This is a genomic window from Halomonas getboli (genome assembly GCF_023094245.1).
GTDB lineage: Bacteria > Pseudomonadota > Gammaproteobacteria > Pseudomonadales > Halomonadaceae > Halomonas > Halomonas getboli.
Genome location: NZ_JALMEW010000007.1, coordinates 62,878 through 79,508, shown reverse-complemented (window position 1 = coordinate 79,508; position 16,631 = coordinate 62,878). Strand labels below are relative to the sequence as shown.

Genomic DNA, 16,631 nt, shown 5'->3' with positions numbered 1-16,631 from the left:
CGCCCATGCGCATACTGCTGGTGGAGGACGATCCCAGCCTGGCGTCGGGCATTCGCCTGGCGCTGAAACCCGAGCACTACACCGTCGACATCCTCGACGACGGCATCGACGCCCTCAACGCCCTGCGCGACGAGGAACCCTTCGATGCCGTCATTCTCGACCTGGGCCTGCCGCGACTCGACGGCATCGACCTGCTCGAGCGGCTGCGGCGTGTCGGCAACCGGGTGCCGGTGCTGGTGCTGACCGCCCGCGACGGCATCGAGGAGCGCATCCAGGGCCTGGACGCCGGCGCCGACGACTACCTGGTCAAGCCCTTCGAGGTCGACGAGCTCAAGGCCCGCCTGCGCGCCCTGCTGCGCCGCAGCCAGGGGCTCGCCAGCAGCGAGCTGCGCCATCGCGGGGTGGTGCTCGACCCGGAGAACCGCCGCGTCACCTACCAGGGCGAGCCGGTGTCGCTGTCGCGCCGCGAGTTCACCCTGCTGCAGGAATTCCTCAGCCATCCGGGCCACGCCTTCACCCGCGATACCCTGACCCGCCTGCTCTACGGCTGGGACGAGGACGTCGAGAGCAACGCCATCGAGGTCCACGTTCACCATCTGCGCAAGAAGCTGGCGCCGGAGCTGATCCGCACCCTGCGCGGCATCGGCTACATCATGGACAAGGCGCCGGCCGACGAGACGCCCGAGAACAAGCACGCATGAGCTCGATCCGCCGCCGCACCCTGGGCCTCGTGCTGGCCGTGGTCGCGCTGTGCATGCTGGCGATCGGCGTGACCAGCTACCGCGACGCCGCCCACGAGGTAGAAGCGCTGTTCGACGCTCGCCTGGCCCAGCACGCCCGGCTGCTGGAGGGTCTGGTGCACGCACCGCTGCCCGAGGCCCGGCGCGACGCCCTGCTGGCGAGCCTCGACGGCGCCCTGCGCCGCGACGCCCCCGGCCTCTCGCCCGATGACGGCCATCGCTACGAGGGCAAGGTGGCCTTCCAGGCCTGGCGCGGCGATCGGCTGCTGCTGCGCTCGGCCGGCGCGCCGGCCGAGCCCTTCACCGACCGCCGGGCCGGCTACGGCGACGAGACGCTGGACGGCCACGAATGGCGCGTGTTCGCCCTCGGCGGCGACGGCGACCTGCGGGTGCTGGTCGGCGAGCGCGGCGACGTGCGCGGCGAGCTGGTCACCGGCATCGCCCTGCGCACCCTGGTGCCCGACCTGCTGGGCTTGCCGGCGCTGGCGGCGCTGCTGTGGTGGGCGATCGGCTGGGGCCTGCGGCCGCTGTCGCGGCTGGCCACCCAGATCGAGGCCCGCGACCCCCAGCGGCTGAATCCCCTGCCCGACGACCCGCTGCCCCGCGAGCTGGCCACCATCGTCGGCGCCCTCAACGGCCTGCTGGCGCGGATTCGCCGGCTGCGCAGCCGCGAGAAACGCTTCATCGCCGACGCCGCCCACGAGCTGCGCACGCCGCTGACGGTGCTCGACCTCCACGCCCAGAACGCCCTGGCCGCCGAGGACCCGGAGGATCGCCGCGAGGCGCTGACCCTGCTGCGCGACGGCCTGGCGCGCACCACCCGGGTGGTCGGCCAGCTGCTGACCCTGGCGCGCCTGGACCCGGAACAGGAAAGCGCGCCGGACCAGCGCATCGACCTGCTGCACGAGGTGCGCGAGTCGCTGGCCGAGCTGATGCCGCTGGCCACCGACCACCGCCAGAGCCTGCATCTGGAGGCCGACGACGGCGCCGACTGGCGGCTGCGCACCGAGCCCGGGGCGGTGGCCACCCTGATGCAGAACCTGGTCGGCAACGCCATCCGCCACTCCCCCGCCGGCAGCCGCATCGACGTCGCCCTCAGCGCGGAGGCGCAGGCCCTGAGGCTGCAGGTGGACGACAGCGGCCCCGGCATTCCCGAGGCGCACCGCCAGCAGGCGCTGGCCCGCTTCCACCGCGGCGGCTCGGGAGCCGGCGCCGGCCTGGGGCTGTCCATCGTGGACCGCCTGGTACAGCGCCACGGCGGCCGGCTGACGCTGGACGACGCGCCGGGCGGCGGCCTGCGGGTGCAGGTGTGGCTGCCCCGGCCCTGACACGGCGTCGTCATGTCCGATCCCTATTGTGGCTTAAGTCGACTTTAAGCCAACGCGACTACTGTGGTGTGATCGCTCGGACAACGACAATCCCGCCAGGAGGCACCGCCATGACTGCCCTTTCTCCGACATCCCTCGACGCCTCCCTGCGCCGTCCGCTGTGGCTGGCCTTCGGTGGCGCGCTGCTGCTCGCCGCCGGCTGGCTGGTGGCCGCCTGGGGCGTGGGCAGCCTGCCGCTGGCGCTGATCGCCCTGGCCGCCGGCGGCGCAGTGCTGCTGCGCTCCCTGAACACGGAGGCGAAACTCGAATCCGAGGAGGATGGCAGCGGCATGACGGCCGATCTCCAGGCCGCCTCCCAGGCCAGCCTGCTGACCCTGCTCGTGCTCCAGCTGGCCGCCTGACCTAGTCGGGCCTGCCGGTTCCCCCCCGCCCCACGGGACTGTTCCGGGTGCAGGCCTCGAGGGGCGCCGTGAACGTTTCCCCGGCGCCCCTCACTCCTCACTCTCTCCTCACCCGTCCCACTCCGGGAGCCCCGAGTCCCGGCTTTACATGCCTCGGGCGAAGGGCGATAGTGAGGCCCGACGACAGGGGCGCCAGGGCGATGACTCGCCGCGGCTGAGACGCACCCTCACCACCTGACCCGGATAATGCCGGCGGAGGGAGTCGTGCCGGCTTCCTCCGCGGCCGCGCCTCCCGTCGCCAGGAGGCCCGATGCATTCCCTCGATCCCGCGCCGCATCTGGCGCGCGTGCGCCGCACCACCCCGCTGGTTCACAACATCACCAACCACGTGGCGATGAACTTCATGGCCAACGTGCTGCTGGCGCTGGGCGCCTCGCCCGCCATGGTCCACGCCCGCGAGGAGGCCGCCGAGTTCGCCAGTCTGGCCGCCGCCCTGACCGTGAACATCGGCACCCTCTCGCCGCACTGGCTCGACGCCATGGACGACGCCGCCCGCGCCGCCAACGACGCCGGCACGCCCTGGGTGCTCGACCCGGTGGCGGTGGGCGCCACCCGCTTTCGTCGCGAGGCCGGTGCCCGCCTGCTGGCGCTGGGGCCGACCGCGATCCGCGGCAACGCCTCGGAGATCCTGGCGCTGGCCGATCAGGGCGGCGGTGGACGCGGCGTGGACAGCACCGACAGCGCCGACAGCGCGGAGCGCGCCGCCGTGGCGCTGGCCCGCGGCAGCGGCGCCGTGGTGGCGGTCACCGGCGAGGTCGATCTGGTCACCGACGGTCGCCGCCTGGCGCGGGTCGCCGGCGGCCACGCGCTGATGCCCCGCGTCACCACCATGGGCTGCGCGCTGAGCGGCGTGGTCGGTGCCTTCCTGTCCGGCGCCGAGGACCCGTTCGCGGCCACGGTGGCGGCGCTGGCCGCCTACGCCGCGGCCGGGGAAGTCGCCGCCGAGTCCGCTGCCGGCCCCGGCAGCTTCGCCGTGGCCTTCCTCGATGCGCTCTACGGCCTCGACCCCGCCCGTCTCACGATTCCCCTCGCCGACCGCCTGGAGCTCACCGATGCGCCTTGATCTCTCTCTCTACCTGGTCACCGACCCCGAGCTTTGCGCCGCCCACGGCGTCGAGCAGACCGTGCTGGCCGCGGTGCGCGGCGGCGTCAGCGTCGTGCAGCTGCGCGACAAGCACGCCAGCGACGCCGAACTGGTCCCGCTGGCCCGGCGCCTGAAGACCGCTCTGGCGGGCAGCGGCGTGCCGCTGATCATCAACGACCGCCTCGAGGTCGCGCTGGCCAGCCACGCCGACGGCCTGCACATCGGCCAGGACGACGGCGAGGCCGCCGACGCCCGGGCCGCGCTGGGTCCGGACGCCATCCTCGGCCTCTCGGTGCAGACCCGCGAGCAGCTGGCGCGGCTGGACGCCGAGCGCCTCGACTACCTGGGCCTCGGCCCGGTGTTCGCCACGCCCACCAAGCACGATCACGCCGCACCGCTGGGCGTCGACGGCCTGGCCGCGCTGGCCGCCGCCAGCCCGCTGCCCACGGTGGCGATCGGCGGGCTCAAGGTCGAGCACGTCGAGGCGGTGCGCCGCGCCGGCGCCGACGGCCTGGCGGTGGTCTCGGCGATCTGCGGCACTCCGGACCCGGAAGCCGCAGCCCGCGCCTTTCCCCGCTTCCGCGGCTGAGCAGACGCCCGACGAAAACGGCCCCGTGCGATCGCACGGGGCCGTGACAGGGAGCGGCGGCGACCTCAGGACGAGGGCGGCTCCCGCTCGGGCAGGCGATGATAGCCGTGGATCATGCCGGCCACCAGGTTGTCGCGCCGCCTGCGGCTCTCGAGCACCGCGCCGAGCACGTGCAGCGGCACCAGCACGGCGATGGCGTTGGCCATGGTCTCGTGCAGCGTCTTGACCCACTCCACGCCCCAGAAGCGCACCGTGTCTTCCATCATGTAGCCGGTCACGCCGAGCCCCACCATCAGCGCCAGCAGGGTCAGCATCATCAGCGCCCCCAGCGGCGTATGGGTGATGCGCGGGCGCTCCTCGGCCGGCGCGGGCTCGGCACGATGCACCGACGCCCCGGCGCGATAGGCGCGCAGCCGCGAGGGCGTCGGCCAGAAGCTGCTCCAACGCGCCGACCAGGGGCCGACGAAGCCCCACAGCAGTCGCAGGCCGATCAGCGCCATCAGGCTGTAGCCGATCCAGATATGCCAGTCGCCGCCCGCCTCGTTCAGCAGGTAGTTGGCCGTGAAACCGGCCACCAGCAGCCAGTGGAATACGCGGACCAGAGGGTCCCAGACCCGCACCCGGTCCCGCTGCGAAGATGTCGTCATGGCGCGCCTCCCGGGCTCAGTCGTCGACTTCCTGCTTGACGATATCGCCGCTGACCGGATCGAAGTAGATCTCGACGCGGTGCTTCTGGTCGTCCCAGCCGTAGATCTCGTAGCAGCCACCGTCGGTGGTCTGGAACGTCTTGATCTCGTAGCCCATGTCGGTGATGCGCGCGCGCATCTCGTCGGCCGGCAGCCAGTCGCTCTGCGGCGCCTCGCTGCAGGTAGGGCTGGCCAGCGCCGAGGCGGCGGTCAGCAACAGGCCCAGGGCCAGGGCACCCTTCACGATACTCGTCTTCTGCATGGCGGAATCTCCCGTAACGTTGGGTGGCGACGACGTGTCGCCAATCCCGAGTCTGGCCGATGCAACTTAAGCACGACTTATCGCGAACGATACGGGCATCAAATATTCGCGCGGCGATTCAGGCTGACGCGACGCTCCTGATAGGCGATGGCCAGGCCGCTGACGATGATCAGGCTGCCGCCGGCGAATACCCAGGGATCCGGCATCTCGCCCCAGAAGCCCCAACCCAGCAGCGTCGCCCACAGCAGCGCCGTGTAGTCGAAGGGCGCGGCGATGGCTGCCGGCGCATGACGGAAGGCCTGGGTCAGCCCGACCATGGCGCCGACGCCGAGCACGCCGGCGGCCAGGAACCCCAGCCAGTGGATCGGGGCCGGCGTCTGCCACACCCAGGGCAGGGTCACGGAGCTGGCCAGGCAGGGCACCAGGGTGGTGGCGAAGACCATGGCCCAGAGGTGCTCTCCCTCGCCATAGCGGCGCGCCGTGATCATGGTCAGGGCATAGAACAGCGCCGCCGCGACCACCACCAGCATGGCGGGCTGGAAGCCGGCGGCCCCGGGCCGCACCACCACCAGCACCCCGACGAAGCCCAGCAGCGTGGCCAGCCAGGTCGGGCGCTCGACCCGCTCGCCGAGCAGCGGCACCGACAGCAGCGTCACGAACAGCGGCGCGGCGAAGGCGATCGCCGTGGCGGTGGCCAGCGGCAGCAGCACCAGCCCCCACATGAAGGTGATCATGGTGGCGGTGAAGATCAGGCCGCGCAGCAGGTGCACGCCCGGGCGGCGCGTGGCCAGGGTGCGCAGTCCGCCGTTGAAGCGCGCGATCAGCACGATCAGCGGCAACGACACCAGGGTGCGGAAGAAGATGATCTGCAGCGGCGAATGCACCGCGCCCAGCCACTTGGTCACGGCATCGCCCAGGGCCAGGCACAGCACGCCGCCGCACATGTACAGAATGCCCTTCAACGAGGATGTCATACGGCGCCTCCCTGCGCGTGAGGAGTGGAGAAAAAACCACCCCGCCGGCGAGGGCCGACGGGGTGATGGTGCTACGCTAGGCGATTCGCACCGCTACGGCAACGCCGCACACGGCACCGGACGACAACGGCTCACAGCGAGGCCTGCACCACCATGCAGTCCATGCCCTGTGACTGGAGGCGCTGGCAGGCGTTGCGGGCCTGGCGCTCGCCCAGGTCCACCAGCCGGGCCCGGTAGACGCCGGCGTTCTCGGCCCAGGGCACCTCGACCCGGGCGTCGGCCATCTCCGTGGCCAGGCGCGCGGCGGCACGATCGGCCAGCCGGCGCGCGTGATCGGCATCGCTGAAGGCGCCGACCTGAACGCCCCAGTCGCCGCCGACCGCGTCGTCCCGGTCGATCAGCGTGCGCAGCGGATCGCCACCCTGGCCGCCGGCGCCATCGGCCGTGGCGTCGACGCTCGGCGCCGCGGCCACGATGGTCTCGTCCGGCGAGGGCGCGGCGATCTCCTGCACCACCGGCCCCGGCGCCGAGGCGCTGGCCGGCTCGGGCGTCCGGGTCGCGCTGGAGGTGGAAGAAGGGGAAGCGGATGCGGAGAAGGCAGCGGACGCCGACGCGCTACCATCACGGCTCGCCAGCCTCTGCCCGGCCGGCGGCAACGTGCGCCCCGGCAGCGCCATCAGCTTCTCGTTGCTGATCTCGGTGCGCGCCAGCCAGCCGTGGCCGTCGGCCAGGGAAGCGCGCGTGAAGCCGCGATTCAGCAGGTCGGCCATGTGCTCGTCGCGGGAGGCGGCGGTGAAGCCGCCCATCACCACCGAGAGCATGCGCCGACCGTTGTGCACCGCCGAGGTGGCGACGTTGAAGCCCGAGGCGCGGATGAAGCCGGTCTTGAGACCGTCGGCGCCCGGATAGTTGGCCAGCAGCCGGTTGTGGCCGCGATGGACCCGGCCCCGCCAGGTGAACTGCTGCAGCGAGAAGTAGTGGTAGTACTCGGGGAAGTCGAGCATCAGCCGGCGAGCCAGGATCGCCATGTCGCGGGCCGTGGTGACCTGGGCGTTGTCGGGCAGGCCGGAGGCGTTGCGGAAGACGGTATGGCGCATGCCCAGCTCGCGGGCCTCGCGGGTCATCATCTCCGCGAAGTGGCGCTCGCTGCCGCCCAGGGCCTCGGCGACGACCACCGCCACGTCGTTGGCCGAGGTCACGATCAGCGATTCGATGGCCTTCTCCACCGGAATGCTCTCGCCGGGCTTGAGGTAGAGCTTGGTGGCCGGCATGGCGGCCGCCGCGCGCGACACCGGCAGCGGCTGGCCGAGGCTCATGCTGCGTCCGTCGAGGGCCTCGAACAGCAGGTAGAGCGTCATCATCTTGGTCAGCGAGGCCGGGTAGCGCGGCGCGTCGGCGTTCTCCGCGTAGAGGATCTCGTGGGTGTCGGTGTCGATGACGATGCCCGCATAGCGGGGATTCTGTGCCTGGGCCAAAGGTGCCAGCAGCAGGCTGGCCATGACGAGGGCGGCGAGCAGGCTGACTCGCCAGCCGGAGACCTGAGTGGGCTGCATGGTGTTCCCCTGAAGAATGACGCGCTTTATGAGTGCATTATGACCCAGCGACCCGCCCTGTACAGGGCGAAAAGCGGCCCGCGTGGCCATTTCCACTTTTCGTTGTTCAGCATCCAGCCTCGTCCTTGAGCGCCGCGATGTCCACCGTATCGATCTGTTCCGGCGCCAGGAAGCGCTCGGCATAGTCGTGCCACACGCCGCTGTCGAGCAGCAGCGCGAACACCGCCGGGTCCAGATGGCCGTCGCGGGCCATGCCGGCCAGGATCGACAGCGCCCGCGACAGCGTCATGCCCGGCTTGTAGGGCCGGTCGGCGGCGGTCAGCGCCTCGAAGACGTCGGCCACCGCCATGATGCGCTCCTCGAGGCAGGCCTCGGCGAGCCTCAGCCGACGCGGATAGCCGCGGCCGTCCATGCGCTCGTGATGGTTCCCGGCGATGGTCGGCACCCGCCGCAGATGCTTCGGCCAGGGCAGCGACTCCAGCATCATGATGGTCTGGACGATGTGCTCCTGGATGCGGAAGCGCTCGATGTCGTTGAGCGTGCCGCGGGCCACCCTCAGGTTATAAAGCTCGCCCTGGTCGCCGGCCGCCTCCGGCGGCTGCATGGCGAAGCCCCAGCGGTTGCGCGGGTCGTCCTCGGCCACAGGCGGCGGCGCAGCGGCCCAATCGAGGCGGTGGCGCGGCCGGTCGGCCAGCAGGCGTTCCTCGGCGGGCGGTGGCGCCTCGGGCTCGCGCGCCAGGCGCACGGCCTCGTCCTCGGACACGCCGAGCCGGTCGTCGAAGTGGCGCCACCAGCGCCAGTCGGCGATCGCCTCCAGCCGCGCCAGGCTGGACTCGTCGACCGCCTCAGCGCCCCGGTTGAGCTCGGCGACCAGCCGAAAGGCGTCCTGCAGCTCGGTCTGCCGGTGCTGGCGCGCCTCGGCCAGCGCCGGCTCGTCGCCGCCCTCGGCAAGCCCGCGCCAGTAGGTCACATCGGCGTCGCGCCACAGTACCTCGAAGCGGGTGCGGATCTCGTGGATGCGGTTGTAGCGGGTCTCCAGCTTGGTGGCCTTCTCCATGACCTCGTCCGGCGTGGTCAGCTTGCCGCAGTCGTGCAGCCAGGCCGCCAGATGAAAGGCGGTACGGCGGTCGTCATCCAGCGTCTCGTCGGCGAAGGGGCCGTGGGTCGCGCGGTGGGCGCCTTCCAGCAGCATCTCGGCCAGCTGCGGCACCCGCGAGCAGTGGCCGCCGGTATGCGCCGACTTGGCGTCGGTGGCGCCGGCGATCAGCTCGACGATGGCATCCAGCAGGCGCTTCTCGCCCTCCAGCAAGCGGCGGGTCTCGATGGCCACCGCCGCCGCACCGGAGAGCTCCTCGACGAAGCGCCGCCAGGAGCGATCGCCGTCAGAGCCCGACGCGCGCAGCGCCAGCACCAGCAGGCCCATGCGATGGCCGCTGCGATCGCACAGCGGTTGCACCAGGTAGCCGCGGGCCGCGGCCAGTCGATCCAGCGCCGCCAGACCGGTCTCGTCGGGGGCGGACAGCACCAGGCGCGGCGGCAGCGGCGCCTCGGGGGCGCCTTCGCCACGCTCGGCCACGCAGGCGAAGCGGGTGGGATCGGCCTCGTCCTCGAGGTAGATGGCGCCGTGGCGGCTGTCGGTGATGGCGAGCAGGTCCTCGAGCACGGTGGCCAGCAGCGTGTCCAGACGCGGCTCGCGACTCAGCGTCCGGGTCATGCGCTGGAAGCCCGCGATGCTCTCGGCCATGCCTGTCAGGGCGCCGCTCAGCTGCTGCACCTCGCGCACCGGCGAGCGCACCCCGCGGCAGGCGGAGAAGTCGAAGTTGCCCAGCGCTCGGACCTGCTCGGCCAGGGCATTCAGCGGGCGGCTGAGCCGATGGCCGACCCACACGCCCAGCGGCAGCAGTGCCAGGGCCAGCAGCACGGCCACCAGGGACCGCTGCCACAGCTGCTCGCGCGTGCCGGCGAGCAGTTCGCGTTCCGGCACCACCATCAGCAGCGTGGCCGGCTCCACGCCGGGAATGCGGAACGGCAGCCGCATGCCGAACCAGTCCTCGCCGTCGACCTGGAAGCTGGCGGAAGCGGTGTGCGGTGCGTTGTCGGCGGCCATCTCGCCCGGCGCCGCGGCGCCCAGCGAGGCGGCATCGGCCTCGGTCAGCTGGCCGAGCCGGCGCAGCGCCGGGTCGTCGATTTCATCCAGCGTCGCCAGTCGCGTCGAGCCGCCGTGCTCGGCGAGCAGCGCCGCCACGTCGGGATGCGCCAGCAGCCGGCCGTCCCGGGAGACCACCGCCAGCCGAGTGCCGGGCGTGATGCCCAGCGAGTCCATTTCACTGCCGAGGTCGGCCAGCGAGGCGTCCATGCCCACCACCGCATGGCCATCGCGGCTGCGCCGGGCCAGGGTGATGCCGATCTCGTGGGTGGTGAAGAAGGCGTAGGGCTCGGTCAGCCAGGCACCGCTGGCGGCCATCGCCCGCCGGTACCAGGGGCGCTCCCGGGGGTCGAAGGCGTAGTCCGGCTGCAGGCGCCGGACGAGCAGGTTCAGGTCGCGGTCGTAGAGCCGCCATTCACCGCGGACCGCGCCGCCGTCCTCGCGCTCGATCGTCTGCACCAGGTAGGCCGCCTCGTCGGACTCGGGCACCTCGGGCAGCCGTTCAGCGGTCACCCTATCGGCGGGCCGCAGCAGCAGGAAATCGCCGTCGTCATAGCCGATGTAGACGGCACTGGCGGCATCGTGAGCCTCCAGCGAGGCGGCCAGCAGCGGCAGGTGCTGAAGGCGATCGATGAGCCGCTGTCGCGACGCCAGGCTGTCTTCGGCCAGCAGCGCCACCACTACCCGTGCCGGATCGATCAACCGCCGCGCCCGCTCCTCGGTGGTCACGGCCAGCTGGCGGCCGGTGTCCTCCACGGCGCGGACCATCAGCTTGTCGGCACCGCGCATGCCGTGCCACAGCAGCACCCCGGCCACGATCAGCATCAGGCCGACGATCGAGACCGCGGTCAGCGATCGAAGAGAGAAGGAGCGGCGCATGGGCGGCCTCGGCAACGACGAGTCGGCAATGCCTTTCAAGATATGCCAAGTTTGCCGAGGATGAGGCGGCCTCGCCGGGACGGCTTTCAACGCCCGGCCCTGATTCCCGCGTCCGGCTCAGGCCCCCCAGAGGCGCGAGAGACCGAGCCATGCCAGGCGCAGCGCCAGCAGCGTCAGCGTCAGCCGGAACAGGCGATCGAAGCGATGGTCGGAGAGCCGCTTGAGCACATTCAGGCCCAGCCAGGTGCCGACGAAGCCCGCCGCGACCATGGCCAGGATCAGGCCCAGCCAGTCGTGAAACACGAAGCCGGCGGCGCCGAACACGAAGGCCTTGGTCAGATGCTGGGCCACCATGCAGGCGGAGAAGGTCGCCACCTTGGCCAGCCGGCCTTCCTGGCGCTGCTTGATGAAGGCCGCGACCATCGGCCCGCTGGCCCCCACCAGGCTCGACAGCAGGGTGGTGACCGCGCCGACGATCAGGATGCCGGGGCCGCCCAGGGCGCGCCCGGGCAGCCCCGGCCCCCACAGCGTGAAGAGCACGAAGGCGGCGATGCACAGCTCCAGCACCCCAGCGGGCAGGCGGATCAGCAGCCAGACGGCGGCCAGGGCGCCTAGCGCCACCCCGGGCAGGAAGGCCAGCAGGGTGGCACGATCGAGATGGCGCCAGGTCATGCCCGCACGCCCGACGTTGGAGCCCAGCTGCACCATGCCGTGCACCGGGATCAACGCCGCCGGCGGCATCACCTGGGCCAGCGCCATGATCATCAGCACCCCGCCGCCGGCGCCGAAGGTCGCGGTGAAGGCCGAGGTCAGCATCGAGAGGGCGATCAGCGTGAGGTCGAGGCCGCCGGCCAGCGGCGACAGCGCATCGAGCGCGGCAAGGAGCGACATCGGGGGTCCCCGTCCATGGGCGGAGCCCCATCATAGCCGAGCGCCGCTCCGTCGGGCCAAGGCGGTGCGATGGATCGGTCGAGACCGTCGACTCAGCCGGCCAGCGCCTCGCGCACGGCGGCCAGCGAGGCACGCTCGCGCTCGGCATAGAGCGCCAGCTCGTCGGTCACCGTCGCGCCCAGATCGGCCTCGAAGGCCGCGCGGTTGGCGTGGCCGGCGTAGGCCTCGCCGCCGCCGTCGCCCAGGTTCGACTGGAAGATGCCCGCCGCGCTGACCGGCAGGAAGTCCTCGTAGGTGATCGGCCGGGCGGCCACCAGGCCGCGCGCGATCAGCGCCTCGAGATCCGAGGCGTCGAGCGGACCGGACGCCCGCCCGGCCTCGGTGAGCCGGTACTCGAAGAACGCCAGGCCGCGGCGGCGCAGCTCGGCCTCGTCGTCCGGAAAGTCGGCGAAGGCCTCGGCCAGGGCACGCTGATGCGCCTCGTGGGCGAGCCCGGCGGTGCTCGCCTTGGACGCGGCGAGCAGGCGGTCGTAGAGCGCCCGCCCCTCGGCGGTCAGCGCCACGCCGCGCTGCTCGATCTCGCCGAAGCGCGCGGTGTGGGTGCCCTGGCGATCGCCGGCGAAGCGGATCGGTTCCTCCAGCGCCTTGAAGCTGGTCTGGCGCAGCAGAATCGGGCAGGCGCGGCGCGGCGGGCCCTCGATCACCGCCTTGGGGTTCATGCCGGCCGCCGGCATGCGCCGCTGGACCTCGTCGATGTCCAGGGTGCGCGGCGTCAGGTGGTTGATGTGCGGGCCGCGGAAGCAGACCACGTCGGCGATCAGCCGATGCTCGGCGTGCAGCGCCTCGTAGGTGTCGAGGTCCACGGTGGCGTCGCGGTGCCAGCGGAAGGTCTCCAGCGCCGCGCTGACGAAGCGCTCGGCCTGGTCGTCGGTGAGCCCGCCCTGGCGCTCGGCCAGGGCGATCAGCTCCCGGGCCTCGAGGGTGAAGATGTCGCGCTCGGCGAGGATCTCCGCGGCCCGCTCGCGCAGTTCGGCGCTTTCGATCAGCTCCAGGCGCAGCAGCGAGGTGAAGATGCGGAAGGGATTGCGCGCCAGCGCCGCATCGTCGACCGGGCGGAAGGCGGTGGAGTGCACCGGCACGCCGGCCTCGGCGAGATCGTAGTAGCCCACCGGATACATGCCCATCACCGCGAACAGCCGGCGCAGCATGGAAAGCTCCTCGGCGCTGCCGACGCGGATGGCACCGTGACGCTCCACGCCCAGGCGGCCCAGCTCATCAAAGGCCTCGAGGCGCTCGGCCAGCGCCGCATCGCGCGCCAGGGTCTCGCGGTTCACCTCGTCGACCAGCGCGAGCAGGGTCTCGTACTGGGGCACCTCGGCCTGGTACATGGCCGACATGGCCCGGGAGAAGCGGTCGCGGATCTCGTCGGCGGAAACGCAGGATGTCGTGGTCATCTCGATTACCTCTGTCATCTCGGTTATCCCTTGGATGAATAGCCTGAACATAGGCGTCTGCCGCCAGGATGGCGACAGGGTACGCAATGGGTGGCCAGCCGCGTCTGGCGAGCCGTCACGGGAGTCATGGCGCCAGCGTCTCCAGCGCGCGGGTGATACGCAGCAGCCCTTCGTCCATCGCCTCCGACTCGATGGTCAGCGGCGCCAGCAGGCGCAGCACGTTACGCTGCCGCCCGCTGGGCATCAGCAGCACCCCCGCCTCTCGCGCGGCGGTCAGCAGCGCCGCCAGGTGCTCGGCGCCCGTGGCGTGCTCGGTGTCCTCGAAGACGATGCCACGCATGGCGCCAATCCCGGTCATGGCGCCGACCATGGGGAAGCGCTCGCGCCAGTCGCCATGGGCGGTGACGATGGCGGCCTCGAAGGCCTCGCCCCACTGGCGCAGCCGCGCCTCGTCCATCAGGTCCATCACCGTCCGGGCGGCGGCGCAGGCCACGGCATTGCCCGAGTAGGTGCCGCCCAGCCCGCCCCTGGGCAGGCCGTCCATGAGCGAGGCCCGGCCCGCGACGGCGGCCAGCGGCAGGCCCGCGGCCATGCTCTTGCCCATCAGCAGCAGGTCGGGCTCGATGCCCAGATGGGAGAAGGCGAAGCGCTCGCCGGTGCGCCCGAAGCCGGACTGGATCTCGTCGAGAATCAGCACGATACCGTGCTCGTCGCACAGCGACCGCAGTCGCGCGGCGAAACCGGCGTCGAGCAGACGAAAACCGCCCTCCCCCTGAACCGGCTCGACGATGATCGCGGCTACCTCGTCGCTCGGCACCTCCACCTCGAAGAGGCGCGTCAGGGCCGCCATGGCCTCGTCGGCGCTCACGCTGCTGTCGCGACTGGGAAACGGCAGGTGGAACACCGGACCGGGCAGGGCCCCGAGCCGATGCTTGTAGGGCTTGACCTTGCCGTTGAGGTTGAGCGCCGCCAGGGTCCGACCATGGAAGCCGTCGTCGAAAGCGATCACCGCCTGGCGACCGGTGGCGCCGCGGGCGATCTTGAGCGCGTTCTCGGTGGCCTCGGCGCCGCTGTTGGTCAGCATGCAGGACAACGGATAGTCGACCGGCACGAATCGATCCAGGGCCTCGGCTACCTCGAGGTAGCCGCGATGCGGCAGGGCATTGAAGGCCGAATGCATCAAGGTCTCGACCTGGGCCTTGACCGCCTCGACCACGGCCGGGTGACCATGCCCCAGGTTGAGCACGCCGATGCCACCAATGAAGTCGATGTAATGCCGGCCCTGTTCGTCCCATACCTCGGCGTTGCGCCCGCGCTCGATGCAGAGCGGGTGCACGATGCCCAGCGAGCCACTGACGTGGGGAAAGTCCATGTGGGGTTCCTGTCGATTCATCGGGGATGTCGTTGTGTCGCCGATGAAACCAGCGCCCCGCGAAGGCTTCAAACGAAAAAAAACGCACTATTCATTCCATGAACTCATGCATCTCCCCAGGCAGCTCGGAGTAATGGCAGGAAAACGCCATCATGGATGCCTGCGAAGAATGGATGGCGTGCGCCGGTGACGGCATGGGAAGCCCCGATGGGATACAGTGACACTCTTGATTCTGCCCGGGAGCCAAGCCCCATGACGGTACGCCACCTGCCCTCGACCACGACCATGCAATGCTTCGAGACGGCCGCGCGGCACATGAGCTTCACCCGCGCCGCCGAGGAGCTGAGCATGACCCAGAGCGCGGTCAGCAAGCAGGTCGCCCAGCTCGAGGACTACCTGCAGCACAAGCTGTTCCGGCGCGTGCGTCGCACCCTGGTACTCACCCCCGAGGGGTCGCTGTATCTGAGCGAGGTGCGCAAGATCCTCGCCCAGATCGAGATGTCGGCGAACGCCATCATGACCTACAGCGGGCACGGCGAGGTGCTGAAGGTCGCGACCCTGCCGACCTTCGGCAGCCACTGGCTGAGCGCTCGCCTGCCGGCCTTCTTCGCCGCGCATCCGCGCATCCGCCTGAGCATCACCGACCGGGTCCAGGCCTTCGACCTGGAGGAACAGGATATCGACGTGGCCTTCTTCCATGGCCATGGCCACTGGCCCAATCTGGAATGTCACAAGCTGTTCGACGAGGAGGTCGTGGCGGTGGGCGCCCCGGGCTATCTCACCCGCCATCGACTGACCCGGGCCACGGACCTGACCGAGTGCCGCCTGCTGCATCTCGCCACCCGCCCGGATGCCTGGCACCGCTGGTTTGCCGATCAGGGCGTCGCCACCGAGCACAGCTATCACGGGCCGCGCTTCGAAACCTTCCAGATGCTGATACGCACGGCCATGGCGGGCGGCGGCGTGGCGCTGGTGCCGCGCTTCCTGGTCGCGAACGAACTCACCGCCGAACGCCTGGCACTGGCCTGGCCCCATGCCCTGTGCAGCCCCGACGCCTACTACCTGGTCTATCCGGAACCGCTCGGCGAACTGGCCAAGGTGCGTCACTTCGTGGCGCACATCCTGAGCTGCACCGAAGCCGGGGCCGGTGCTGCCTAACGCGACACCCGGGCCTCATCGACACGCCCCCCATCGACTCGGGCCGGGGCGTCGAGATGCTCGAGCATCCAGTCGATGAACCCCCTCACCTTGGCCACCTCGCCCTTGTACTCGGGATAGGCCAGATAATAGGCCCCGCGGCTGGTCAGCGAGAACGACCAGGGAATCGTCAGCTGGCCGGCCGCCAGCTCCTCCTCGACCAGAAAATGAGGCACCAGGGCCACGCCACAGCCGGCCCGGGCAGCGCTCACCGCCATCGAGAAGGTGTCGAAGCGCGGCCCGTGATAGCTGTGCGCGGTATAGCAGCCCTGGGCCTCGAACCAGTCATGCCAGGCTTCGGGCCGCGTCGCCCCCTGCAGCAGCACCAGGTCGGTGAGCGCCAGCGGGTCGTCGATCCCGCCCTCGGGAACCGCCGTCGGCGCGCACACCGGCACCATGGTCTCATCCAGCAGCTTGATGCATTCCGCCTTGGGCCAGGCCCCGTGGCCGAAGAAGAAAGCCACGTCGACCCGCTCCTCCTCGAGATCGAAGGGCTCCGAGCGGTTGGCGATGTTCAGGAAAACGCCGGGATGCCGGAAGCGATAGCCATTGAGTCGCGGAATCAGCCAGCGGGCGCCGAAGGTCGGCAGGGTGGTGACGTTGAGCACCTCGCTCTGGCCGCCGTAGGACTGCATGTAGCGGGTGGACATCTCGACCTGGGCCAGCACCTTGCGTACCTCGCTCAGATACAGCGAGCCCTCCGGCGTGACCTGAAGACGCTTGCGCACGCGGCGGAACAGCGGGTGCTCGAGGACCGATTCGAGCTGGGCGACCTGCTTGCTGACCGCACTCTGAGTCAGGCTCAGCTCCTCGGCGGCGCGGGTGAAGCTCAGGTGGCGGGCCGAGGCCTCGAAGCACTGCATGGCAGACAGCGTCGGCAGATGACGGCGGCTCATGGCGCCTCCTATCAAGAAAATCTGGAATGAAGTTCGTATAAAACGTCGTTTGAGGCCCGTCAACCAGCGCCGCAATACTGCTCTCGTTCCCTATCACACGTCGATGAAGCAGTAGGAGG

15 protein-coding genes and 1 riboswitch are annotated in these 16,631 nt (G+C 70.9%); of the genes, 6 read left to right on the top strand and 9 right to left on the bottom strand.

The genetic code is table 11. From position 1 onward, the window contains the following. Positions 1–5: 5 nt before the first annotated feature. From MYL53_RS14340 to thiE, 5 genes are all read left to right on the top strand, one after another. Complete coding sequence (locus MYL53_RS14340) at positions 6–701, top strand: response regulator transcription factor (RefSeq protein WP_247854628.1); 696 nt, start codon at positions 6–8, stop codon at positions 699–701. After that, on the top strand, positions 698–2,068 hold the full coding sequence (locus MYL53_RS14335; protein WP_247854627.1) for an ATP-binding protein: 1,371 nt from the start codon (positions 698–700) through the stop codon (positions 2,066–2,068). The genes MYL53_RS14340 and MYL53_RS14335 overlap by 4 nt, the downstream gene beginning before the upstream one ends. Before the next feature lie 110 nt (positions 2,069–2,178). After that, positions 2,179–2,469 (top strand): hypothetical protein, encoded by a 291-nt coding sequence (locus MYL53_RS14330; RefSeq protein WP_247854626.1) that lies wholly within the window; start codon positions 2,179–2,181, stop codon positions 2,467–2,469. Between the two features lie 175 nt (positions 2,470–2,644). Then, positions 2,645–2,747: riboswitch (TPP riboswitch) on the top strand. A 32-nt stretch (positions 2,748–2,779) separates the two neighbouring features. After that, entirely contained in the window at positions 2,780–3,592 is an 813-nt protein-coding gene (gene thiM / locus MYL53_RS14325) for a hydroxyethylthiazole kinase (protein ID WP_247854625.1), read from the top strand. After that, positions 3,582–4,202, top strand: coding sequence for a thiamine phosphate synthase (gene thiE / locus MYL53_RS14320; protein WP_247854624.1), 621 nt, complete (start codon positions 3,582–3,584; stop codon positions 4,200–4,202). Before thiM ends, thiE begins: the two co-directional genes overlap by 11 nt. A 65-nt stretch (positions 4,203–4,267) precedes the next feature. On the opposite strand, the gene MYL53_RS14315 is transcribed toward thiE, so the two are convergent. From MYL53_RS14315 to MYL53_RS14280, 8 genes are all read right to left on the bottom strand, one after another. Continuing rightward, positions 4,268–4,849, bottom strand: a complete 582-nt coding sequence (locus tag MYL53_RS14315) for a cytochrome b/b6 domain-containing protein (RefSeq protein ID WP_247854623.1) — start codon at positions 4,847–4,849, stop codon at positions 4,268–4,270. A 16-nt stretch (positions 4,850–4,865) separates the two neighbouring features. Further along, positions 4,866–5,150, bottom strand: coding sequence for a PepSY domain-containing protein (locus MYL53_RS14310; RefSeq protein WP_247854622.1), 285 nt, complete (start codon positions 5,148–5,150; stop codon positions 4,866–4,868). 98 nt (positions 5,151–5,248) lie between these two features. After that, a complete protein-coding gene (locus MYL53_RS14305) occupies positions 5,249–6,124 on the bottom strand; it encodes a DMT family transporter (protein WP_247854621.1) in 876 nt (291 codons plus the stop codon). A gap of 131 nt (positions 6,125–6,255) precedes the next feature. Beyond that, entirely contained in the window at positions 6,256–7,677 is a 1,422-nt protein-coding gene (locus MYL53_RS14300) for a D-alanyl-D-alanine carboxypeptidase family protein (RefSeq protein ID WP_247854620.1), read from the bottom strand. A 106-nt stretch (positions 7,678–7,783) separates the two neighbouring features. Then, entirely contained in the window at positions 7,784–10,702 is a 2,919-nt protein-coding gene (locus tag MYL53_RS14295; protein ID WP_247854619.1) for an HD domain-containing phosphohydrolase, read from the bottom strand. 117 nt (positions 10,703–10,819) lie between these two features. Then, entirely contained in the window at positions 10,820–11,593 is a 774-nt protein-coding gene (locus tag MYL53_RS14290) for a sulfite exporter TauE/SafE family protein (protein ID WP_247854618.1), read from the bottom strand. Positions 11,594–11,685: 92 nt separating this feature from the next. Further along, a complete protein-coding gene (gene hglS / locus MYL53_RS14285) occupies positions 11,686–13,047 on the bottom strand; it encodes a 2-oxoadipate dioxygenase/decarboxylase HglS (protein WP_247854617.1) in 1,362 nt (453 codons plus the stop codon). Positions 13,048–13,171: 124 nt separating this feature from the next. Continuing rightward, positions 13,172–14,419, bottom strand: coding sequence for a 2-aminoadipate transaminase (locus MYL53_RS14280; RefSeq protein WP_247854616.1), 1,248 nt, complete (start codon positions 14,417–14,419; stop codon positions 13,172–13,174). A 252-nt stretch (positions 14,420–14,671) separates the two neighbouring features. Between MYL53_RS14280 and MYL53_RS14275 the strand changes: the two genes are divergently transcribed. After that, positions 14,672–15,577 (top strand): LysR substrate-binding domain-containing protein, encoded by a 906-nt coding sequence (locus tag MYL53_RS14275; RefSeq protein WP_247854615.1) that lies wholly within the window; start codon positions 14,672–14,674, stop codon positions 15,575–15,577. Here the strand turns inward: MYL53_RS14275 and MYL53_RS14270 are convergent. Next, positions 15,574–16,512, bottom strand: a complete 939-nt coding sequence (locus MYL53_RS14270) for a LysR family transcriptional regulator (protein ID WP_247854614.1) — start codon at positions 16,510–16,512, stop codon at positions 15,574–15,576. The two genes, MYL53_RS14275 and MYL53_RS14270, sit on opposite strands and share 4 nt — an antisense overlap. Positions 16,513–16,631: the final 119 nt, after the last annotated feature.